The 21,177-nt window shown below is 40.4% G+C and carries 19 protein-coding genes; 12 read left to right on the top strand and 7 right to left on the bottom strand.

Going from position 1 to position 21,177, the window contains the following annotated elements:
• Positions 1 to 63 precede the first annotated feature (63 nt).
• The 7 genes from ACSBQP_RS08115 to ACSBQP_RS08085 all read left to right on the top strand — a co-directional run bounded on the left by ACSBQP_RS08115 (position 64) and on the right by ACSBQP_RS08085 (position 8,801).
• Positions 64 to 621, top strand: coding sequence for a glycerol-3-phosphate responsive antiterminator (locus ACSBQP_RS08115; protein ID WP_017360356.1), 558 nt, complete (start codon positions 64 to 66; stop codon positions 619 to 621).
• 216 nt (positions 622 to 837) lie between these two features.
• Positions 838 to 1,653 carry an MIP/aquaporin family protein gene (locus ACSBQP_RS08110; protein WP_008349011.1) on the top strand — a complete coding sequence of 272 codons (816 nt, stop codon included), beginning with the start codon at positions 838 to 840 and terminating at the stop codon, positions 1,651 to 1,653.
• Positions 1,654 to 1,668: 15 nt separating this feature from the next.
• A complete protein-coding gene (gene glpK, locus ACSBQP_RS08105; RefSeq protein WP_007497075.1) occupies positions 1,669 to 3,165 on the top strand; it encodes a glycerol kinase GlpK in 1,497 nt (498 codons plus the stop codon).
• 139 nt (positions 3,166 to 3,304) lie between these two features.
• Positions 3,305 to 4,966: a glycerol-3-phosphate dehydrogenase gene (gene glpD / locus ACSBQP_RS08100; protein ID WP_017360355.1), complete on the top strand. Its 1,662-nt coding sequence runs from the start codon at positions 3,305 to 3,307 to the stop codon at positions 4,964 to 4,966.
• A 144-nt stretch (positions 4,967 to 5,110) separates the two neighbouring features.
• A complete protein-coding gene (locus ACSBQP_RS08095; RefSeq protein ID WP_050827093.1) occupies positions 5,111 to 6,856 on the top strand; it encodes a phospho-sugar mutase in 1,746 nt (581 codons plus the stop codon).
• 152 nt (positions 6,857 to 7,008) lie between these two features.
• Positions 7,009 to 8,154, top strand: coding sequence for a GAF domain-containing sensor histidine kinase (locus ACSBQP_RS08090; RefSeq protein ID WP_435028307.1), 1,146 nt, complete (start codon positions 7,009 to 7,011; stop codon positions 8,152 to 8,154).
• Positions 8,151 to 8,801, top strand: a complete 651-nt coding sequence (locus ACSBQP_RS08085; RefSeq protein WP_277687824.1) for a response regulator — start codon at positions 8,151 to 8,153, stop codon at positions 8,799 to 8,801. The genes ACSBQP_RS08090 and ACSBQP_RS08085 overlap by 4 nt, the downstream gene beginning before the upstream one ends.
• A gap of 146 nt (positions 8,802 to 8,947) precedes the next feature.
• On the opposite strand, the gene ACSBQP_RS08080 is transcribed toward ACSBQP_RS08085, so the two are convergent.
• Complete coding sequence (locus tag ACSBQP_RS08080) at positions 8,948 to 9,196, bottom strand: YhdB family protein (protein ID WP_008349000.1); 249 nt, start codon at positions 9,194 to 9,196, stop codon at positions 8,948 to 8,950.
• Between the two features lie 128 nt (positions 9,197 to 9,324).
• Here ACSBQP_RS08080 and ACSBQP_RS08075 point away from each other — a divergent pair, with 128 nt between their 5' ends.
• Entirely contained in the window at positions 9,325 to 9,708 is a 384-nt protein-coding gene (locus ACSBQP_RS08075; protein WP_008348999.1) for a YqzG/YhdC family protein, read from the top strand.
• 45 nt (positions 9,709 to 9,753) lie between these two features.
• On the opposite strand, the gene ACSBQP_RS08070 is transcribed toward ACSBQP_RS08075, so the two are convergent.
• Positions 9,754 to 11,229 carry a catalase gene (locus ACSBQP_RS08070; protein WP_203085379.1) on the bottom strand — a complete coding sequence of 492 codons (1,476 nt, stop codon included), beginning with the start codon at positions 11,227 to 11,229 and terminating at the stop codon, positions 9,754 to 9,756.
• 160 nt (positions 11,230 to 11,389) lie between these two features.
• On the bottom strand, positions 11,390 to 11,821 hold the full coding sequence (locus ACSBQP_RS08065; RefSeq protein ID WP_007497090.1) for an Rrf2 family transcriptional regulator: 432 nt from the start codon (positions 11,819 to 11,821) through the stop codon (positions 11,390 to 11,392).
• Positions 11,822 to 12,004: 183 nt separating this feature from the next.
• Between ACSBQP_RS08065 and ACSBQP_RS08060 the strand changes: the two genes are divergently transcribed.
• Together ACSBQP_RS08060 and ACSBQP_RS08055 are read left to right on the top strand one after the other, a co-directional pair.
• The gene (locus ACSBQP_RS08060) at positions 12,005 to 13,204 is read left to right on the top strand and encodes a globin domain-containing protein (RefSeq protein WP_008348994.1); all 1,200 of its coding nucleotides are present in this window, start codon (positions 12,005 to 12,007) and stop codon (positions 13,202 to 13,204) included.
• Between the two features lie 67 nt (positions 13,205 to 13,271).
• Complete coding sequence (locus ACSBQP_RS08055; RefSeq protein ID WP_411859175.1) at positions 13,272 to 14,696, top strand: SpoVR family protein; 1,425 nt, start codon at positions 13,272 to 13,274, stop codon at positions 14,694 to 14,696.
• 50 nt (positions 14,697 to 14,746) lie between these two features.
• Here the strand turns inward: ACSBQP_RS08055 and ACSBQP_RS08050 are convergent, their stop codons facing one another.
• Positions 14,747 to 16,111: an alkaline phosphatase gene (locus ACSBQP_RS08050; protein WP_008348991.1), complete on the bottom strand. Its 1,365-nt coding sequence runs from the start codon at positions 16,109 to 16,111 to the stop codon at positions 14,747 to 14,749.
• 354 nt (positions 16,112 to 16,465) lie between these two features.
• Here ACSBQP_RS08050 and ACSBQP_RS08045 point away from each other — a divergent pair, with 354 nt between their 5' ends.
• Both ACSBQP_RS08045 and ACSBQP_RS08040 read left to right on the top strand, forming a co-directional pair.
• The gene (locus ACSBQP_RS08045) at positions 16,466 to 17,296 is read left to right on the top strand and encodes a C40 family peptidase (protein ID WP_008348987.1); all 831 of its coding nucleotides are present in this window, start codon (positions 16,466 to 16,468) and stop codon (positions 17,294 to 17,296) included.
• A gap of 456 nt (positions 17,297 to 17,752) precedes the next feature.
• Positions 17,753 to 19,153 carry an amino acid permease gene (locus ACSBQP_RS08040; protein ID WP_008348986.1) on the top strand — a complete coding sequence of 467 codons (1,401 nt, stop codon included), beginning with the start codon at positions 17,753 to 17,755 and terminating at the stop codon, positions 19,151 to 19,153.
• 45 nt (positions 19,154 to 19,198) lie between these two features.
• On the opposite strand, the gene ACSBQP_RS08035 is transcribed toward ACSBQP_RS08040, so the two are convergent.
• From ACSBQP_RS08035 to ACSBQP_RS08025, 3 genes are read right to left on the bottom strand one after another with little or no spacing between them, the layout of a single operon-like run.
• Positions 19,199 to 19,489, bottom strand: a complete 291-nt coding sequence (locus tag ACSBQP_RS08035; RefSeq protein ID WP_008348984.1) for a hypothetical protein — start codon at positions 19,487 to 19,489, stop codon at positions 19,199 to 19,201.
• A complete protein-coding gene (locus ACSBQP_RS08030) occupies positions 19,477 to 20,535 on the bottom strand; it encodes an anti-sigma factor (RefSeq protein WP_024719964.1) in 1,059 nt (352 codons plus the stop codon). The genes ACSBQP_RS08035 and ACSBQP_RS08030 overlap by 13 nt, the downstream gene beginning before the upstream one ends.
• Positions 20,528 to 21,019 carry a sigma-70 family RNA polymerase sigma factor gene (locus tag ACSBQP_RS08025; RefSeq protein WP_008348979.1) on the bottom strand — a complete coding sequence of 164 codons (492 nt, stop codon included), beginning with the start codon at positions 21,017 to 21,019 and terminating at the stop codon, positions 20,528 to 20,530. Before ACSBQP_RS08025 ends, ACSBQP_RS08030 begins: the two co-directional genes overlap by 8 nt.
• Between the last annotated feature and the right edge of the window lie 158 nt (positions 21,020 to 21,177).

Here is a 21,177-nt window from a genome sequence, read left to right as displayed (position 1 = left end):
AACATGAGATTCTATTACTGTAAGGAGAAGATAGAACCAATACACACGAGAAGGAGACGGCATATGAGTTTTCATGATCAACCCATTCTACCTGCTGTTCGCAATATGAAGCAATTTGAGGAATTTTTAAAAAGTCCATTTACATATGGGGTCTTACTAGATGTTCATTTAGGGCGGCTTAAGGGCATCATGAATGAGGCGAATGCGCATCATAAAAAAATGTTTGTCCATGTCGATCTCATTCACGGAATCAAACATGATGAGTACGGAACGGAATTTATTTGTCAGGAAATGAAACCAGCTGGCATTATTTCTACTAGGTCTTCTGTCATAGTAAAAGCCAAGCAGAAAAAGGTATATGCCATCCAGCGAATGTTTTTACTTGATACAAGTGCGATGGAAAAAAGCATGGAGTTTGTCGGAAAACATCGTCCAGATTTTATTGAAGTATTGCCGGGTGTCGTGCCAGATTTAATTACAGAAGTGCGCGAAAGAGCTGGAATACCAATATTTGCAGGAGGATTTATCCGAACAAAAGAAGATGTAGAAAGGGCGCTTGCAGCAGGGGCGACAGCTGTCACCACATCGAATACAGAGCTTTGGAAAGCATTCCAAAAGTGAAAAAGATAAAATGTGAAAATTGATTGACAACGTTTTCATCCTCTGATACTATAGCACTAAGTTAATATCATGTGATGGAGAAACGGAGATCCACAACGACGCTTTACTAGGTGACAAATGACCCTGATGTAAAGTATGTTTGTTGTGGATCTTTTTTTCTGTATCTTTTCTACACATTTATAGGGGATGGCAACTGAACCAGAGGAGGAATTTTTCATGACACCATTTTGGGGTGAAGTCGTTGGTACAATGCTTCTGATTATTTTTGGAGGCGGTGTGTGTGCGGCAGTCAGTTTAAAGAAATCGCTTGCTTATCAGTCCGGTTGGATTGTAATCGCTTTCGGATGGGGATTTGCAGTAGCGATTGCAGCTTATGCCACTGGAGGAATCAGCGGTGCACATTTAAACCCGGCGCTGACAATAGGTCTAGCATTAGAAGGAAGTTTTCCTTGGGCTGATGTTCCAATGTATATTGTCGGTCAAATGCTTGGCGCATTACTCGGAGCTATTATTGTCTTCTTACATTACTTACCGCACTGGAAAGCGACAGACGATCCAGGTGCAAAACTAGGCGTATTCTCAACTGGTCCTGCGATTCCGCATACTTTTGCAAACGTGCTCAGTGAAGTCATTGGTACATTTGTATTGGTGGTAGGAATTTTAGCGATTGGTGCAAATAAATTTGCAGACGGAGTCAATCCGTTGATTGTTGGTTTCTTAATTGTTGCGATTGGTCTTTCATTAGGTGGTACAACTGGTTACGCAATTAACCCTGCACGTGATTTAGGTCCAAGAATCGCACATGCCATTCTGCCGATTCCAGGTAAAGGTCCATCAAATTGGAAATATGCTTGGGTTCCTGTTGTTGGTCCAATTTTGGGCGGTGCATTTGGCGGTGTTTTCTATAATGCAGCCTTTAAAGCGAACGTCACACCAGCCTTTTGGATTGTAAGCGTTATTTTAGTTGTGGTATTGTTAGGACTCTATGTTTCTACGAAAAACCAGACAAATGCTGTCAATGAAAGTATGTAAGGGGAGGAAAACACCATGGCAAAAGAAAAATATATTCTCGCATTAGATCAAGGGACAACAAGCTCAAGAGCGATCTTATTTGATCAAGAAGGTAAAATTGCACATACAGCTCAGAAGGAATTCAATCAATATTTTCCGAACCCAGGCTGGGTAGAACACAATGCAAATGAAATTTGGAGCTCTGTTCTATCAGTTATTTCAACTGCTTTAATCGAATCAGGAATTGAAGCAGATCAAATCGCCGGTATCGGAATTACGAACCAGCGTGAGACAGCTGTTGTTTGGGATAAACATACAGGCGCACCTGTTTACAATGCAATTGTTTGGCAGTCACGACAAACATCTGGTATATGTGATGAGCTAAAAGCGCAAGGGCACGATGAAACGTTTAGAAATAAAACGGGTCTACTCATTGATGCTTATTTCTCAGGCACTAAAGTGAAATGGATTTTAGACAATGTAGAAGGTGCTCGTGAGAAAGCAGAAAATGGTGACTTGCTGTTTGGCACAATTGATACATGGCTCATTTGGAAAATGACTGGAGGTCAATCACACGTAACAGATTATTCAAATGCATCAAGAACGTTAATGTTCAATATTTACGATCTGAAATGGGATGAAGAACTACTTGATATCTTAGGTGTTCCAGCTTCCATGCTGCCAGACGTCAAACCATCATCACACATTTATGGTGAAACAACAGACTATCACTTCTTCGGTAAAAATATTCCAATTGCAGGAGCGGCAGGAGATCAGCAGTCTGCGTTATTCGGTCAGGCTTGCTTTGAAGAAGGAATGGCGAAGAACACATATGGTACAGGATGTTTCATGTTGATGAATACAGGGGAAAAAGCAATTAAGTCGGATCATGGATTGTTAACGACGATTGCATGGGGCATTGACGGCAAAGTTGAATATGCTTTAGAAGGAAGTATTTTCGTTGCTGGCTCAGCGATCCAGTGGCTGCGTGATGGACTTAGAATGTTTAAAGACTCAAAAGACAGTGAAGCTTATGCTGAGCGCGTTGAGTCAACAGACGGCGTATATGTCGTACCAGCATTCGTTGGTTTAGGCACACCATATTGGGATAGTGATGTCCGAGGCGCTGTATTCGGTTTAACACGCGGTACTTCTAAAGAGCACTTTGTTCGTGCAACGTTAGAATCACTTGCTTATCAAACGAAAGATGTTTTAGATGCGATGGAAAAAGATTCAAACATCTCACTTAAAACATTGCGCGTCGATGGCGGGGCTGTAAAGAATGATTTCTTAATGGGCTTCCAAAGTGATTTGCTCGATGTACCAGTAGAACGTCCAGAAATTAATGAAACGACGGCACTCGGTGCGGCCTATCTTGCGGGAATAGCAGTTGGCTTCTGGAACGACCGTTCAGACATTGCAAAACAATGGAACCTTGACAAGCGCTTTGAACCTAAAATGGAAGAAGACAGCCGTGACTCGTTATACAGCGGGTGGAAAAAGGCTGTAAAAGCAGCTCAAGCTTTCAAATAAACAAAAAGTATGGTATACTTCAAGTAAGTTAATAGAACGGTTGGAGAACTGGAGAGACCGCAAGCACCGAAGTGTAGAAATACGCTTTGGGTGTTTGCGGTCTCTTTTTCTTTACCGTACAACATGGGAGGAACAAGAGATGACTTTTTCTAGCTTAGAAAGAGAACAAATGCTTCAGGACATGACAAAAAAACCATATGATGTGTTTATCATTGGTGGGGGTATTACTGGCGCTGGTACAGCACTTGATGCGGCTTCACGCGGAATGCGTGTCGGTCTTGCGGAAATGCAGGATTTCGCAGCGGGTACGTCTAGCCGCTCAACGAAACTAGTGCACGGTGGACTTCGTTATTTAAAACAATTTGAAGTGAAAATGGTCGCAGAGGTCGGTAAAGAGCGTGCCATCGTATACGAAAACGGTCCTCATGTGACAACGCCAGAATGGATGCTTCTTCCGATGCATAAAGGCGGGACATTCGGTAAGTTTTCAACTTCAATCGGACTTAGAGTATATGACTTTTTAGCTGGCGTTAAGCATAGTGAACGCAGAAGTATGCTAAGTGCAAAAGAGACACTTGCAAAAGAACCACTTGTGAAAAAGGATGGCTTAAAAGGCGGGGGCTACTATGTTGAATACCGTACAGATGATGCACGCCTGACAATTGAAGTCATGAAAGAGGCTGTGAAATTCGGGGCAGAAGCGGTCAACTATGCGAAAGTAAAAGAATTTATTTATGATAAAGGCAAAGTTGTCGGTGTTGTCATTGAAGATGTCACAACACAGAAAACATACGATGTATATGCGAAAAAAATCGTCAATGCGACAGGTCCATGGGTCGATCAGCTAAGAGACAAGGACCACTCAAAAGAGGGGAAACATTTACAGCATACAAAAGGAATTCACTTAGTATTTGATCAATCTGTTTTCCCATTAAAACAAGCAATCTACTTTGACACACCTGATAAACGAATGGTCTTTGCGATTCCAAGAGAAGGAAAAACGTACGTGGGAACAACAGATACCGTTTACAAAAAACAGCTGGAACATCCGCGTATGACAAAAGCAGATCGTGATTACGTGATCAAAGCCATTCAATATATGTTCCCAGATCTTAACATTACAGAGAAAGACGTTGAATCTAACTGGGCTGGTCTTCGTCCACTCATTCATGAAGAAGGGAAAGATCCTTCAGAAATTTCTCGTAAAGATGAGGTATGGACATCATCTTCAGGCTTAATCACGATTGCCGGCGGTAAATTAACAGGTTACCGTAAAATGGCTGAACACATTGTGAATCTTGTACGTGATGGACTGAAAGAGGAAACTGGAAAAGATTTCGGACCATGTAAAACGAAACATATGCCTATTTCAGGTGGGCATGTAGGCGGTTCGAAAAATATGGCATCCTTTGTTCAAGCGAAAACGGCAGAAGGAGCATCCGTTGGTTTGACAGAACCGATTGCACAAAAATTAGCTGAGAAATATGGCTCAAACGTCAGCAATGTCTTCAAGCGTGTAGAGCAGCTTCAAGGGGAAGCAGACAAACGAAACATTCCCGCATATGTGTTGGCTGAACTTGTCTATGCGATCGAAGAAGAATTGGCTGTAACACCTGTCGATTTCTTCTTGAGAAGAACAGGCAGCCTATTATTTAATATCAATTGGGCAAAAACGTATGCACAGCCTGTTGTTGACTATATGGCAGATCGTTTTGGCTGGGATGAAGCGACAAAACAGAAACATCAAACTGAATTAGACCGACTATTCCATGAAGCAGTCGTACCGCTTGATGCTGAATAAGTAAAAAGCCGATCGTGTATCGGCTTTTTTTATTTTGTTCATCGTTTTTTCATATGTTCATGATATAACATGACATGAAGGATAATTCCATATAAAATAACAGTAGATGTTATTTTATTGATGATAAGAGCTGGGAGGACGACCATGAGTTGGAATACGAATTATGAGCGTTGGATCAATGAGAAGCACCTGGATACTGAACTAAGGGAATGGCTGGAGGCACATCAAGATGATCATCAAGCGCTTGAAGACTGCTTCTACAAAAACCTTGAGTTTGGTACTGGAGGAATGCGCGGAGAAATTGGTGCTGGAACGAACCGAATGAATGTTTATACTGTTCGAAAAGCATCTGCTGGTCTTGCTGCGTATATTGCAGCACATGGAGAGGATGCAAAAAAAAGAGGTGTCGCCATTGCCTATGATTCACGCCATAAATCTCCTGAATTTGCGATGGAAGCGGCCAAAACACTTGCTTCACATGGCATTCAAACATACGTATTTGACGAACTGCGTCCGACACCAGAACTCTCTTTTGCAGTTCGAGAACTGAATGCCTTTGCAGGGATTGTTGTGACAGCAAGTCACAATCCGCCAGAATATAATGGCTATAAAGTTTATGGAGAAGATGGAGGCCAAATGCCCCCATTTGAAGCAGATCAAGTCATTAAAGAAGTAGATGCCATCGAAAATGAATTAGCCATTTCAGTGGAATCAGAAGAAGTATTGAAGCAAAATGGTTTGATCCGCATGATTGGTGAAGAAATCGATCAAGCGTATATGGAAAAATTAAAAACCATTCGTGTGCACCCTGAGCTTGCAAAAGAAGTCGATGTCAAAGTGGTGTTTACCCCGCTTCACGGGACGGCGAATAAACCTGTCCGAAACGGACTTCAGGCCTTTGGTTATGAGCATGTGACGGTTGTACCTGAACAGGAAAAACCAGATCCGCAATTCTCGACGGTCACATCTCCAAATCCAGAGGAGCATGCCGCTTTTGAATACGCCATCAAGCTTGGCAAAAAGCAAAATGCTGATATGTTGATTGCGACAGATCCAGATGCAGATCGATTAGGTATCGCTGTGAAAAATCACGATGGAGAATTTACCGTTTTGACGGGCAACCAAACAGGCGCCTTACTACTTCATTATTTATTATCTGAAAAACAAAAACTAGGTCAGCTACCGCCTCGCCCCGTTGTGATGAAAACGATTGTGACAAGTGAGCTTGGGCGTGCTGTTGCCTCAGCATTTGGAGCTGACACGATTGATACGCTCACTGGCTTTAAATTTATCGGAGAAAAAATCAAGCAGTTTGAAGAAAGCGGAGAATACACGTTTCAATTCGGCTATGAAGAAAGCTACGGCTATTTGATCGGTGATTTTGCACGAGATAAAGATGCAGTTCAAGCTGCGTTATTAGCAGTTGAAGTCGCAGCCTTTTATAAGAAACAAGGGAAGTCATTATACGATGCGCTTGTTGATATTTTTAAGGAATTTGGATTTTACAGAGAAGGCTTAAAGTCATTAACCTTAAAGGGGAAAGTAGGAGCAGAGCAGATTTCTGCTATTCTTCATACCTTTAGATCAAACCCGCCAGCTTCTATCGCCGGTCAGCGCATTACGGTCATTGAGGATTATCAATCAAGTCAAAGGCACCTTGTGGCTGAAAAGAAAGAAGAAACGATTCATCTGCCGGCATCAAACGTTCTGAAATATTTCCTTGAAGATGGCTCATGGTTTTGTTTACGACCTTCTGGTACGGAGCCTAAAGTCAAATTTTATATTGCAGTCAAAGGCACATCGTTAACAGACAGCGAAGAAAAGCTGAAACACTTATCAGAAGAAGTCATGAAAGTCGTCTATGACATTGTGGAAGAAACAGCTAAATAAAACATCACAAAGCCATCATGTCATGCATGATGGCTTTTTCTCAGTCAAAAGGATGAGAAAAAATCATCCTTTTTGAGAAAGAGCCGCACAGATGCTCATGATATAATGAGCATAATGAAAAGAGAAGGCAGAAAATGCCGGGGGTAAACAGAATGGGAGAATATCAGGAGAAGGTTGAAACATTAAAAACGTTAAAAGAAATTGCTGAAAAGCTGAATGAAGGCACTGAAATGAAAGATACACTTCATGAAGTGCTCCATATGCTGATGGATGTCACAGGCTTTCACTCCGCATGGATTTATTTTATAGAAAAAGACGGCTCGTACGAACTGATGGCAGAGGTTTCCTTACCCGAAGCGCTGGCAAAGCATCAAAAAGAGCTCATGTGTCAAAACGATTGCTATTGCATCAACCGCTACACGAAAGGCTCACTGCAATCAGCGACCAATATCATCAATTGTAAACGGATTGAAACGGCGATTGAGCAAAAGCTTGGAGATACAGAAGGAATTACCCATCATGCAACCGTTCCGCTCCAAGCATGTAAGCGTACGTTTGGCTTATTAAATGTGGCGGCAAAAGGGAAGGTCACATTTACACAGGAGGAGCTGAATCTGCTTGAAAGTATTGCACTGCAAATAGGTACGGCTATTCAGCGCATGAAGCTTGTGCAAAATGAGCAGCAGCATGCACTGCTAGAAGAACGAAACCGGCTTGCGCAGGATTTACACGATTCTGTGAATCAAATGCTGTTTTCCGTGAGTTTGACTGCAAAGGCAGCGCGTCAAATGACAAGTGATCAACATTTAGGGGAAATGATTGATTTTATTCAGCATTTATCACAAGATGCCCTCATTGAAATGCGTTCACTCATATGGCAGTTAAGACCAAAAGGACTTGAAAAAGGATTTACGACAGCGATTGAAGAGTATGCACAGCTTTTAGGTCTAAATTGTTCATTGTCTTTATCAGGCTGTATGGAAATAGATCATTCAAAGCACGAGACTTTATTTCGCGTATGTCAAGAAGCTCTAAATAACTGCCAAAAGCATGCGGGCGTTGAGAAAGTAGAGGTCAAACTGGAGCAATCAGGAGATACGTTTGGTATGAAAATCATCGATCAGGGAAAGGGATTTCAGTATGATGAACAAATGAGTCTTCCTTCATTTGGGCTGAAAGGGATGGCTGATCGTATCCGAAGAGCAGGCGGTACATTTTGCATCAATTCTGAGCTAGGTAAGGGAACGACGATTGATGTGAAAGTACCATTTTCTCAAGAAAGGAAGGGATTGTCATGAGGGTAGTTATTGCAGATGATCATCATATTGTCAGAAAAGGGCTGGTCTTTTTCTTGCAAACTCAGCCAGATGTAGACATCGTCGGTGAGGCATCCAATGGGGAAGAGGCACTGCAGGTAGTTAGGCAAACAAAGCCTGACATTGTCTTGATGGATCTCTCTATGCCTGTAATGAATGGAATTGAGGCGACAAAGCAAATGACGCTGGATATGCCGGATGTCCGCATTGTCATTCTGACAAGCTATGCAGATAAGGACTATGTGATCCCTGCTATCCAAGCGGGAGCGAAGGCTTATCAGCTCAAGGATGTAGCACCTGAAAAGCTTCTCACGACAATGATTGAGGTGCAAAATGGTACGTATCAATTAGACGGTCATATTACGACGTTTCTCGTCCAGCATCTAACTGAACCTAAAGAGCAGAAATGGGCATTGATGAACGAACTGACCAATAGAGAACGTGATGTCTTATTTGAAATCGCGAAAGGGAAAAGTAACAAAGAAATTGCCTCATCGCTTTTTATTTCTGAAAAGACTGTGAAAACTCACGTGTCTCATGTGTTATCAAAGTTAGAGCTGGCAGATCGAACTCAGGCCGCTCTCTATGCAGTAGAATATCAAAAAAATCAGCCGAAAGAGCTTTTGTAAACAGTGACATTTCAAAAGACTTCATGAGTATTTCTCATGAAGTCTTTTCTTCTTTATGAAAGGCGGTTAGTAAAAGGCTGAAAACAAAGAGCTAAAATAAAGTTCATTTTAGCCCTTTGTCAACAATCGAAAATCAACCTTTTCCTTTATGTGTACATTGGTTCAGCATATGCTTCAGCAACGGCAGCTTCTGAAGCATGGTCGATATACTGCAGGAGTCCATATAAACATTTTTCAACATCTGCATCGTTCCGGTTAAATTGATACGCATGTAAGAAATGCTCAATACGTTTCGAGAGCAAATCATCTTGCGTACGGACCATAAGAATAAGTAAATTATCCCATTGCGAGCGATGCGTATAATAAAGTGCCTTATCATAATCTGCCACATTCATTAAACCTTCTCCTTTCCCTTGAGAAGTCCTCATTAGTTTGCTCGGATCAGGTCGACTTTTTCAGGGGAAAAGTTGGTGTCTGCATAAACTGGGTACCGGGAATTATAGGCTGAATAAATGCTTGATGTATGAAAAAGAACCAACCAGCAAAACCTAAACAAAATAGACATGAAAGTGAGAATATTGATATTATGCACCCGAAATTATGGATGCTTTTTGCAGCAGGAATTGTTTTATTTGGCAGTCTCATGGTTCATCCATCTTCACAAGCAGCTGTGCAGCCGGCAGAGAATTGGGAAAGACTTGCGTATACTGCCTTGCAAGATGAATATGAAGGCGCCGCTTTAAACGATTATCATTACATTGGACGTACACAAGTGAATGAAGATCAAACAAAAGATGTGTTTCGCGTGACCGTGAAGGAAGGCTCCACACGATTTGCAGCACATGCAGAAATTTATTTTCATCCAGTGACGGGTCATTTGATTAGTATTAACATATTTCGGTTATAAAAAAGCACCTCTTTTAAAAAGAGGTGCTCCAGCTGAAAAGAAGATTTATTTCATGCTTCCTTGAAGATATGAACGAATATCCACACCGAGTGAATCCGCTAAACGCTGTCCATAATCTTCATCTGCACGATAGAAGTTGCAGATCGCAAGTAATTTCGTTTTTTCATTTACGCCTTTCAAGTCAGCTGTCAGGTTTTTGATCAATGCTTGTTTCTCTTCTTCAGAGTAGCTTCGATATTTTTCTCCAGCTTGTTTGAAATCATTTGGTTTTTCAATTTTTTGTCTCACCATACGGTCACCATGAAGAACTGGTTCACTTTCTTTGTAGTGAGGGTTTTCTTTTGGCTGATCTTCATAACGGTTTGGTTCATAGTTGATATGACCGCTTGGACGAGTTGTTGTCATAAAGCCATCCTGTTGGTTATTGTGTACAGGCGCATAAGGACAGTTCACTGGGATGCGCATGTAGTTTGCACCTAGGCGGTGACGCTGCGTGTCAGGATAAGAGAACAAACGACCTTGAAGCAGTTTGTCTTCAGATGCTTCAATTCCTGGTACTAGGGCACTTGGCGTGAAAGCAGCTTGCTCTGTTTCAGCAAAGAAATTTTCTGGATTGCGGTTCAGTGTCATGCGGCCCACTTTTTGCAGCGGATAATCTTCCTCGCTCCACGTCTTCGTCGGATCACATGGATCATAATCTAGTTCATCATAATCACTGAGCGGCATAAGCTGAACGTAAAGATCCCATGCTGGATAATTTCCTTTTTCAATACGATCATACAAGTCTCTTGTCGCATGCTGGAAGTCGTTTGCTTGAATTTCTGCAGCTTCTTCCATTGATAAATTGCGAATGCCTTCTGATGGTCTCCAGTGATATTTCACATATTTTGTTTCTCCGTATTTGTTTACCCATCTAAACGTATGAACACCAGAACCGCGCATTTCAGCGTAGTTCGCAGGAATACCTTCGTCAGAGAATAGCCATGTGAGCATGTGAGTGGATTCAGGTGTTAACGTCATAAAATCCCAATAACGGTCAGGATCTTGAATGTTGGTTACAGGATCTGGCTTGAGAGAGTGAACCATGTCAGGGAATTTGAGTGCATCACGAATGAAGAAGATCGGCAAGTTGTTCCCAACTAGATCATAGTTGCCTTCTTCTGTATAAAATTTGACAGCGAAACCACGAGGGTCACGTAATGTTTCAGGTGAACCTTTAGGGTGAATAACCGTTGAGAAACGGACAAAAACGTCTGTTTGTTTTCCTTCTTCACTTAAGAAGGCTGCTCTTGTATGTTTCTCCATGCTATTTTCTACTTCAAACACACCATAAGCGCCGGCGCCCCTTGCATGAACAACACGCTCTGGAATACGTTCACGGTCAAAGTGTGCAAGTTTTTCAATCAAATGGTAATCATCAAGAAATGAAGGCCCTCTGTGACCAGCAGTTCTTGAGTTTTGATTATCGCCAACTGGCACGCCTTGATTCGTCGTCAAATTTTTATGATTAGAATTTGTCATTCTTTTTCTCCTCCTGTAAACAAAAAATGGTTTCTAGCAATCTATATACCCTAATTATATTGAATCAAACATGATAGTCAATATTTATTTATAATAATTTTAAATAAATTATTATTACAAGGAGGTAAAGAAAAAGACGAAAGAAATAAATTCTTTCGCCTTAGAGCAGAAGCTCTCTTAGAGCATCTTTGTTTTGTGTTAAATCACTTAATGTGTATTGGTCAAGAACGCGTAAATAAGCAGTGAGAGCTTCATGAAGTACGTGCTTTAATGAACAAATCGGGGAGATAATACAGCTGTTTTTCTTCGGATCAAAGCATTCAACCATGACTAAATCATCCTCTGTATAGCGGACAACCTCACCAATATTAATGCTTTCTGGGCTTTTCCCCAGCCTAATTCCACCATTTCTTCCGCGGATCGTTTCTACATAACCACGTTTTCCTAGATGGTAAATGACCTTTGTCAGGTGATTTTTCGAAATGCCATAAATATCGGCAATCTGCTGAATATTTGACAGTTCATTGTTTTCTCTCGAAGCTAAATAAATGAGTACCCTTAATGAGAAATCTGTATAATTCGTAAGTTTCATTTGGACGACCTCTAAACCTAATAGAGTTTTGTATCATCGTAACACATTTTAGACAAAAACTGTTCGAGAAAGTACTAAATGTGACAACATTTAAAACATGCATTTTAAATATTGCTTTTATAAGCTGTCATCCATTACGATAAAGATGTATTTAAAATACATCTTTTGAAAGAAGGAATAACGATGTTATCCACAGATCAAATGAATGCCATAAAACAATCAGCCCCTCTTCTAAAAGCTGAGGGAACAAAACTTGTGACTGTTTTTTATCAAAATATGATTAGACAGCACCCAGAGCTACTCAATCAGTTTAATAAAACAAATCTCATGAATGGAAGCCAGCCAGAGGCGCTTGCCGCAACACTCTATCAAGCTGCACTGCACATTGATCGCTTGGCAGACTTGTTACCTGCTGTGAAACAAATTGCCCATAAGCATGTCAGTGTCATGGTGAAAAAAGAGCAGTACCCAATCGTCGGATATCACCTTCTTGAAGCAATGAAAGAGGTATTTGGGTTATCAGAGGAAGATGACACATTGTTGGCTTGGAAGGCTGCATATGACATCATTGCGAATATATTCATCACCATTGAGGCAGAAATGATGGCTGAAAATGTGAAACAAACGGGTGGATGGGCAGATGTCAAACCGTTTATTCTGAAGAAAAAGAAACAAGAATCTCCATCACTCATTTCCTTTTATTTCGTACCAGAGGATGAATCTGAGCTACCAATGTATGAAGCTGGTCAATACATTACGGTGCAGGTAGATATGCCGGGTGAAGCCTATGTATGCAGCAGACAATACAGTTTATCAGATCAATATCACCCATCTTACTATCGCATCACCGTGAAACGAGATGGGCATGTCTCCACATTCCTGCATGATGAAATGAGAGAAGGCGATATTCTTCACGTCAGTATGCCGCAGGGAATGTTCTGCTTGCAAGATGACACAAAAGAACCCGTTTATTTGATTAGTGCCGGTTCTGGTGTCACACCAATGATTGGTTTAGTGAAAACAGCGTCGCATAACAATCAGCCATTCACGATGATTCATGCAGACAGACTAGAGGATGTAACCGCTTTCGAACAAGAGTTTGAACACGTTCTCACTTCATCTCCAGAGGGGCGTATTATCCTTTGTAACGAACAATTTGAAAAGAGTGGAAAGAGTGAGCTGGTTGAGAAGGTGGCTACGCGGATTGACCGACCTTTCCTTCAATCAGTCATTGGTGAAGGAAAAGGCCAATTTTATGTTTGCGGTTCTCCAGCATTTACTCAAGAGATGATCCTTATTCTAAAAGCGATGGACATCCCAGAAGAGAATATCCATTTTGAAGCGTTCGGCGGGCAGTCCATGAAAGAAATGGAAGTCGTCTAAACAACTGGCTGAACATCATGTTTTTTTAGGTACGCTCATATAGTAGGGATAAGTCCGATGAGGAGGGATGGTTTCCTTGAGCGTAACTGAAAAGCGTCTTTTACAACGAGCCATTGATGAAATTACAGAAATTGCAGAAGGATTTGGTCTAGATTTTTATCCGATGAGGTATGAAATCTGTCCCGCGGAGATTATTTATACATTCGGTGCATATGGCATGCCAACACGATTTAGCCACTGGAGCTTTGGAAAGCAATTTCACAAAATGAAGCTTCATTATGATTTAGGATTAAGCAAAATTTATGAGCTGGTGATTAATTCAAATCCTTGCTATGCCTTTCTCCTTGATAACAATTCGCTTGTTCAAAATAAACTAATTGTGGCTCATGTCTTGGCACACTGCGATTTCTTTAAAAACAACTGCCGTTTCCAAAACACAAAACGAGATATGGTGGAAAGTATGTCAGCGGCAGCAGAGCGAATTAAAGAATATGAACATATCCACGGTACAAAAGAAGTCGAGTCTTTTTTAGATGCTGTATTGGCATTGCAGGAGCATATTGATCCGTCGCTTGTTCGTTCAAAATTAAGCTGGAATCTCGACGATGAAGATGAATATGAAGAGGACAAACCAAAACGTCAAACGCCATATGATGATTTGTGGGGAATGGATGAATCAAAAACACGTGAGAAAAAGAAAACGATCAAGCAATTCCCCCCAAAGCCAGAAAAAGATATTTTGCTCTTTATCGAGGCACACTCCCGGGAGCTAGAGCCTTGGCAGCGGGATGTGCTGACGATGCTGAGAGAGGAAATGCTCTATTTTTGGCCACAGCTAGAAACGAAAATCATGAATGAAGGCTGGGCATCGTATTGGCACCAGCGGATTATGCGTGAACTTGATTTAGATTCAAGTGAATCGATTGAATTTGCCAAATTAAATGCAGGTGTCGTGCAGCCATCTAAGACAGGAATCAATCCTTACTATTTAGGGCTGAAGATTTTTGAAGATATTGAAGAGCGCTACGATCATCCATGCGAGGAATTAAAAAAAGCAGGAGTGACGGAAGGGTCCGGTCGCAGCAAAATGTTTGAAGTGCGAGAAATTGAATCAGACATTTCTTTTATTCGAAATTACTTAACGAAAGACCTTGTGATGAGGGAAGATTTGTACTTGTTTCAAAAGCAGGGGAGAGACTATAAAGTCATTGATAAAGAATGGAAGGCAGTCCGTGATCAGCTAGTCAGCATGAGGGTCAATGGCGGCTTTCCGTATTTGACAGTCATCGATGGCGACTATTTAAAAAACAATGAACTCTATATTAAACATTGGTATGAAGGCATTGAGCTCGATCTCAAATACTTAGAAAAGGTGCTTCCATATTTGTATCAGCTATGGGGAAGAAGTGTGCATATCGAGTCAGTTCTTGAAGGAAAAGAAGTGATGTTTTCATACGATGGAAAAGGGGTTCATAGGAAGTATCTCACTTAATGATCAAAAAAGATGTCTACGACTAGACATCTTTTTTTGTGATTAGCACTTTATTGGTTTTTCAGCAGTTTGAAAATGTGTTTCGCTTGATCTGTATTTTCCATGAGCCCTTTTAGCTGCTCACTTGTTGGTCCATAAGCATAAAATGGTACTTCATCCCCTGTATGACCCGATGTGGTCCAGCCTGTATGAGACCTCGTATTGATGACCTTTTCGATGGCATCATCAATTTGAACAGGATCTTTTGTTTCAGCTGCCTTTTGAATAGAGGCGATTTCCTCTTTTGAGAAATCAAGGTCGATGTATTGTTTGAGCGCAGTCTCGACCGTCATACCCCCAACAATTTTGTTTGCAATAAAATCAGGTGTCTTCTTTGCTGCTTTGACAGGCTGATAATCCCAGCTTCCCGAGCCGTCTGCCCCGAAGGAAAGGCCGCCAGTTGAATGATCTGCTGTCGTGATGACTAATGTATTTTTATCCTTTTTTGCGAAACGAATGGCTTCTTCAAATGCTTTTTCAAAATCCTTCATCTCACTCATCGCACTGACAATATCGTGGTCATGTCCAGCCCAGTCAATTTGACTGCCTTCAACCATGAGGAAAAATCCTTTTTTGTTTTTAGACAGCTGTTTGATGGCTGAGGATGTCATGTCTTGCAAAGAAGGGGTCGTTTTATCACGATCAATTGCTTTATCGAGACCACCGTCAGCAAAAATGCCTAACAATTTTTGCTGTTTGTTTTTTTGTAAGTCAGCTTTATTGGTTACGTAACGATAGCCTGCTTTTTGAAATTCTTTCGTCAAATCACGATCTTTTCGGACAAAATCGATCAGTCCTCCGCCAAGCATGACATCGACTGTATGCTGTTTGCCAATTTTCTCATCGAAGAAATCATCAGCAATGGCTGCTGTGTTTTTTCTAGACACATCGTGGGCGGCATACGCAGCAGGTGTCGCATTGGTTAATTCAGATGTGACGACGAGACCAGTAGACTTTCCTTTGCGTTTTGCTTCTTCTAATACTGTTTTTAGTTTTTTGCCATTTTTGTTTACACCAATGGCGTTGTTGTATGTCTTTTGACCAGTTGCCATGGCTGTACCAGCTGCTGCTGAATCAGTAATGTTACTTTTAGAATCATCAGGGTATGTTTTATGCATGCCAGTGAGGTAAGGGTCAAACGCTGTTTGCTTGGAAAGATCACCGTTGTGTTTAAATGAGCGGTAAGTTGAAAGGTAAGGTGTTCCCATGCCATCTCCAATGAGCACGATCACATTTTGTACGTCATTTTTTGGTTTCTTTTTAGCCTCAGCTTTGTCAGCCTGTCCAAATTCAATTCCTGAAAAAATACCAATCGATAACACTGATGCGGCTGCGATTGCAGCTATTTTCGTTTTCGAGCTTTTCAACACACTCATTCATTTTGCCTCCTCATTGTTTATGTATCGCTCTCACGTTTACAATGGTAGAGCAGAAGTGTGGATTCCAAATGACAGCACCGTAAAGTTCACTTTAAAATTGTAAAGGTCCACTTTACATAGAATGAACCAAAAAGAGAAATGAATGTATGATTTATCTATGACAAGATGCATTTGTTTTGTCATGATTGTGTAATAAAAATGAAATAAAAAGAACCCTAAAAAAAAATAATTTTTGCCGAATTAATAAGCATAATGTCGTAGGAAGTCAAGACTATTTCTTCTGGTATTCGATCCTTATAATAGAAAGTAGATAAAAATTCGGATCACGATAGAAACATACAGGAGGAACAAATGAAAAAACAATTGATCACAGCTGCAAGTGCAGTTCTACTTGGGACGACATTATTTGCCGGAGCTGCCTCAGCACAATCAGTAAAGGTTCAAAAAGGTGACTCTCTTTCTGTTCTAGCGAAAAAATACAAAACAACCGTGAGTAAGATTAAATCAGACAATAAGTTGAAATCTAACACGATTTATGTTGGACAAACTTTAAAAGTGAATGGTACTTCTTCAAAAAAGGTAACGAAAACATCAAAAACAACAACAAAAGTAAAAGCGTCTTCAGCGACAGCCACTCATAAAGTTGTCAAAGGTGATACTTTATCTAAAATCGGCAAAAAATATGGAATGACAGTGAAAGAGCTGAAATCGTTAAATAAACTCAAAACAGATCTGATTAAAATTGGACAAAAGCTGAAAGTGAAAAAGACGTCCAAAGTGAAACCAACACCTGTCAAAGAAAAAACAGTTGCTACTTCTTCTTTAAACACGTCTAAACTCGTAGCAGATGCGAAAGCACAAAACGGTACACCATATAAATGGGGTGGAACGACACCGAAAGGCTTTGATTGCAGCGGTTTTATGTGGTATATCATTAACAAACAAACAAAGATTTCAAGACAAACGACTGAAGGTTTTTGGGGATCAATGAAAAGCGTCTCAACACCTAAAGTTGGAGATTTTGTCTTCTTTACAACCTATAAATCTGGCCCATCTCACATGGGTGTCTACCTTGGGAACAACAAGTTTATCCACGCTGCTTCTGATGGTGTGACGATCAGCGATATGACTTCAAGCTATTGGAAGCCAATTTACCTTGGCGCAAAGACATTTGTAAACTAATAATGGATCTTAAGAGACTGCTTACTAGGCAGTCTCTTTTTTTGTATATCGTTTGCGCAGCTAAATCAGTCCTTTATCATAGCTCTCTATGAGTCTAAAGGCTTTTAAATAAGCAAAAGTGAAGACAAGTTATCAAAAGAATAATTTTATTTTCACTTTATAAAAATTATATCAAAAAAGTATAATTTTGTATGTTGTATAATAAATAGAAGAAGCCAAGCTATGATTTGAATAAAGATTGAAGAAAATCTACCCTGATGATTGACAAATATTTTGTTGATAAATAAGAATTTTCACTCTATTTCGAAAAAAAGTGTTTTCATTTTTTAATTTTCATATATAATAATTTTACGCCACTAATTTATTGCGCTAAATTAAATCTAAATATTCAGAAAATAAAGTGAATTACGAAGTGGTGGCGTCTTTAGACGGATACTAAGTTTTGGGAGTGATGGTATGAGCAATTCGTTGTTTAGAAAGAAGAGCATTTCAGAGCTAATTGCGGCAACACAAGGGGAAAAAGCGTTAAGAAAGGAATTAGGTTCATTTGACTTAACGATGCTTGGTATTGGTGCGATTATCGGTACAGGGATATTTGTTCTGACAGGTACAGGCGCCGTCACAGCAGGACCAGGACTTGTTTTATCATTTGTGATTGCAGGTCTTGCATGTTTATTTGCGGCATTGTCATATGCGGAATTCGCTTCCACAGTGCCAGTATCAGGATCTGTTTATACATTTACGTACGCATCTATGGGAGAATTTTTAGCGTTTATCATTGGCTGGGATTTGATATTAGAATATATGCTAGCCGCTAGTGCCGTTTCAGCAGGCTGGTCAGGCTACTTTGTGTCGTTTTTAAATGGGATAGGGATTCATATACCGGTTGAATTAACAGCAGCACCAGGTGGTTTAAAGGGTCAAGTGACATATTTTAATCTTCCTGCATTTATTATTTTAATGATCATCACCTTCTTGCTTTACTTCGGTATTAAAGAATCAAAACGAGTCAACAACATTATGGTCATTATGAAAATTGCGGTGATTCTGCTCTTTATTTTAGTCGCTGTGAAATATGTAAAACCTGAAAACTGGACACCATTCGTTCCTTTTGGAACTTCAGGCGTGTTAAGTGCAGCAGCTCTCGTATTCTTTGCATTTATCGGATTTGATGCAGTTGCTTCTGCGGCAGAGGAAACAAAAAATCCATCCCGCAACTTGCCAAGAGGAATCATCACTTCCTTATTGATTTGTACCGTGTTGTATGTGGTAGTCAGTGCGATCATGACAGGCATTGTTCCATTTATGAACTTTGAGGGAGTATCCCATCCAGTGTCTCTTGTTTTACAAGTAGCCGGTCAAAATTGGGTGGCGGGTATTGTAGATGTTGGGGCGATTTTAGGGATGACCACGGTCATGCTTGTCATGCTGTACGGCCAAACACGTGTCATGTTTGCCATGTCTCGTGATGGCTTGGTACCAAAGGTTCTTTCAAAGGTTCATCCAAAACATAAAACACCTTATATCAATACTCTTTTCTTTGGAACATTGTCAGCATTAATGGGTGGATTCATTCCGCTTGATGAGCTGGCAAGTCTAGTGAACATCGGAACACTTTCAGCTTTCATTTTGATTTCAGTTGCTGTCATTGTCATGAGAAAAACACAGCCTGATTTACCGAGAGCATTCAGATGCCCCGCAGTGCCGCTCATTCCAATCTTGGCTATTCTATCTTGCGGACTGCTCATTTATAAGCTGGGCACCATCACATTTGTTCGTTTCTTAATCTGGCTTGCCATTGGGCTTGTTGTCTATTTCTTATATTCAAGAAAGCACTCCGAATTAAACAAAAAATAAGAGTGTACAGAAAAAGCCAGTCAAGTATGACTGGCTTTTTTAGTATTAAAAACCTAATTGAAGATCGACATCAATGGAGACGATCGCATAGACACAAACGATGACAAAAATATTCAGAACGACGCCTAGGAAACCTGGTCCAGTGCGGCCTTTTTTAATGAACAGTTCAATCACACCGAATGGAACTGCGGCCATTGCAAAAGGAAGCATTTGAAACGAATAAAATGTCACATTGCTAATAATGGCGAGGTTCAGCATGAGCAGCGATAAAATAGCGGTGCCGACCGAAATCCAGCCAAACACATTATGCTCTTTAAAAATTCTTACCAATTCCATAATTCCACCTCGCTCACTTTGGCCGTTTTAATGCGTTTTGTCTTCACAAATTTCTCTATTTCTTTAGAAGGACCTGTGACAACAGAACCGTAAACCGTGACACCATTTTGATTGATGTAGCGTATTCTGTTAGAGAGGTCAAGTTCAGGTCTGCCAGAGATCGTTTTTGCCCAGGATGGATGCTGGTTGACATAGGCGAGGGCATCTTTGAACTGATCAACCTCTGTTTTTGATGTGTGCTGAAGCTCTTTTAAAAATTCAGAGTCTTTCCCGGGAAAACCGATTGGACGCTGATTTCCACTTAATGAATCTTCTGTTTTTATCGCATTCCAAAGCACTTTCATATCATATTTTTTAGCAAATGAATACACGTCTTTCGGTGTGTATGCTTTGTCATAGGATACATACACTTCACTCACTGTTCCTTCAGGTAGCTTGTCTAGAGTAGTGAGTGTTTGTTTTTTAGATGTATCTGCCTGAGACGAAGGGTGCGTAAAGAAATCCTCCGTATTACGTGCGCTGTCGCCATAATAAGAGATCGTAGGCTGCTTTAATTTATCGAAAAACATTTCGATTTGTTCACTACCGATGGCTTCTGTTTTATTGCCAATTTGTTTTTGCAGCTTAAGTTCTGTGTTCATACCAAACAGTTTGACTTGCCCTTTTAAATCCTTCATATCAATGGCGACATTCGGTTTTGTTAGGGCGACTGTTACAGCGGCCGTTTCCATAAAATGATTGCCTTTACTGTCTGCTCCGCCAACGCCGTAGTATAGATAACTACCTAGTGTACAAAGCGGTAAAATAATCAGTGTAGATATAACAGCAAGCACAGAAATACGTAAATAGGATTTTCTTTTTCCGTATTGTAAAATGGCTTTTTGTTTTTCAGGACTGATGGAGAAGTCTGTCCAATCTGAGTCATTCAGTTCTTGGCTTAAGCGTTTTTCATTTTCTTCGAGCTCTTCTTCAAACGCCATCATTTCTTCCTCGTTCATCTCGCCATTATTATATTGTTCCCATCGCTTATTAAACTCTTCATTCATCATTAACACCTCTGTTATATAGTGCTTTTAGGCGCTGCCTTGCACGAAATAAAACACTTTTAAAATTTGCTTCAGTAATATTCATGACCTTGGATGCTTCTTTGTAATTCAGTTCTTTTAAATAATACAATGTCAACGCTTCCTTGTAGTTATCTGGAAGCTGCTCCAAATACATGTTGAGGACTTCTTTTATTTCAATCTGTTCAGCAGGACTTTGTACAGACGTTTGTAAAAGGCCGCCAATGAGATCATCCGATATGGTCACTTCTTTTTTATGTTTCCTGACATAATCAATAAAAGCATTTCGTGCCACCTGAAATAACCAAGGTTTCACTTTGCTATGGTCGTAGGAATGAATATGTATATAAGCACGCATAAAGGTTTCCTGCAATAAGTCCTCTGCCAAATGTTTGTCTTTTGTCATGGAGAGCAGAAACCTGTAAACATCGTTCATATACATTTGATAAATTTCATCGATCGTCACTGATTTTTCTCCCCTCTATGTTATACACGCATAAGAAAGGCATAAAGTTGCACGAAACTTCTCATAGGCCGTACATTACTCATCTCTTTCGCCGAATCAAAATCATTTCTCCTTATCATAGCGAAATTTGCATCATTTATAAAGTGTTTTCAATAGAA

Origin of the sequence: Bacillus sp. G402 (genome assembly GCF_051172515.1) — a bacterium.
Classification (GTDB): Bacteria; Bacillota; Bacilli; order Bacillales; family Bacillaceae; genus Bacillus; species Bacillus altitudinis.
The sequence above is the reverse complement of the archived record's forward strand: the minus strand, read 5'-3'. Positions and strand labels throughout refer to the sequence as shown.

Coding starts and splice junctions, on each gene's coding strand:
- ACSBQP_RS08085 (WP_277687824.1), top strand. CDS start 8,151: ATGAGGGTAGTTATTGCAGATGATCATCATATTGTCAGAAAAGGGCTG.
- ACSBQP_RS08055 (WP_411859175.1), top strand. CDS start 13,272: ATGGTTTCCTTGAGCGTAACTGAAAAGCGTCTTTTACAACGAGCCATT.
- ACSBQP_RS08040 (WP_008348986.1), top strand. CDS start 17,753: ATGAGCAATTCGTTGTTTAGAAAGAAGAGCATTTCAGAGCTAATTGCG.
- ACSBQP_RS08045 (WP_008348987.1), top strand. CDS start 16,466: ATGAAAAAACAATTGATCACAGCTGCAAGTGCAGTTCTACTTGGGACG.
- ACSBQP_RS08080 (WP_008349000.1), bottom strand. CDS start 9,196: ATGAATGTGGCAGATTATGATAAGGCACTTTATTATACGCATCGCTCG.
- ACSBQP_RS08070 (WP_203085379.1), bottom strand. CDS start 11,229: ATGACAAATTCTAATCATAAAAATTTGACGACGAATCAAGGCGTGCCA.
- ACSBQP_RS08050 (WP_008348991.1), bottom strand. CDS start 16,111: ATGAGTGTGTTGAAAAGCTCGAAAACGAAAATAGCTGCAATCGCAGCC.
- ACSBQP_RS08075 (WP_008348999.1), top strand. CDS start 9,325: ATGAAAAAGAACCAACCAGCAAAACCTAAACAAAATAGACATGAAAGT.
- ACSBQP_RS08030 (WP_024719964.1), bottom strand. CDS start 20,535: ATGAATGAAGAGTTTAATAAGCGATGGGAACAATATAATAATGGCGAG.
- ACSBQP_RS08065 (WP_007497090.1), bottom strand. CDS start 11,821: ATGAAACTTACGAATTATACAGATTTCTCATTAAGGGTACTCATTTAT.
- ACSBQP_RS08090 (WP_435028307.1), top strand. CDS start 7,009: ATGGGAGAATATCAGGAGAAGGTTGAAACATTAAAAACGTTAAAAGAA.
- ACSBQP_RS08115 (WP_017360356.1), top strand. CDS start 64: ATGAGTTTTCATGATCAACCCATTCTACCTGCTGTTCGCAATATGAAG.
- glpK (WP_007497075.1), top strand. CDS start 1,669: ATGGCAAAAGAAAAATATATTCTCGCATTAGATCAAGGGACAACAAGC.
- glpD (WP_017360355.1), top strand. CDS start 3,305: ATGACTTTTTCTAGCTTAGAAAGAGAACAAATGCTTCAGGACATGACA.
- ACSBQP_RS08035 (WP_008348984.1), bottom strand. CDS start 19,489: ATGGAATTGGTAAGAATTTTTAAAGAGCATAATGTGTTTGGCTGGATT.
- ACSBQP_RS08110 (WP_008349011.1), top strand. CDS start 838: ATGACACCATTTTGGGGTGAAGTCGTTGGTACAATGCTTCTGATTATT.
- ACSBQP_RS08095 (WP_050827093.1), top strand. CDS start 5,111: ATGAGTTGGAATACGAATTATGAGCGTTGGATCAATGAGAAGCACCTG.
- ACSBQP_RS08060 (WP_008348994.1), top strand. CDS start 12,005: ATGTTATCCACAGATCAAATGAATGCCATAAAACAATCAGCCCCTCTT.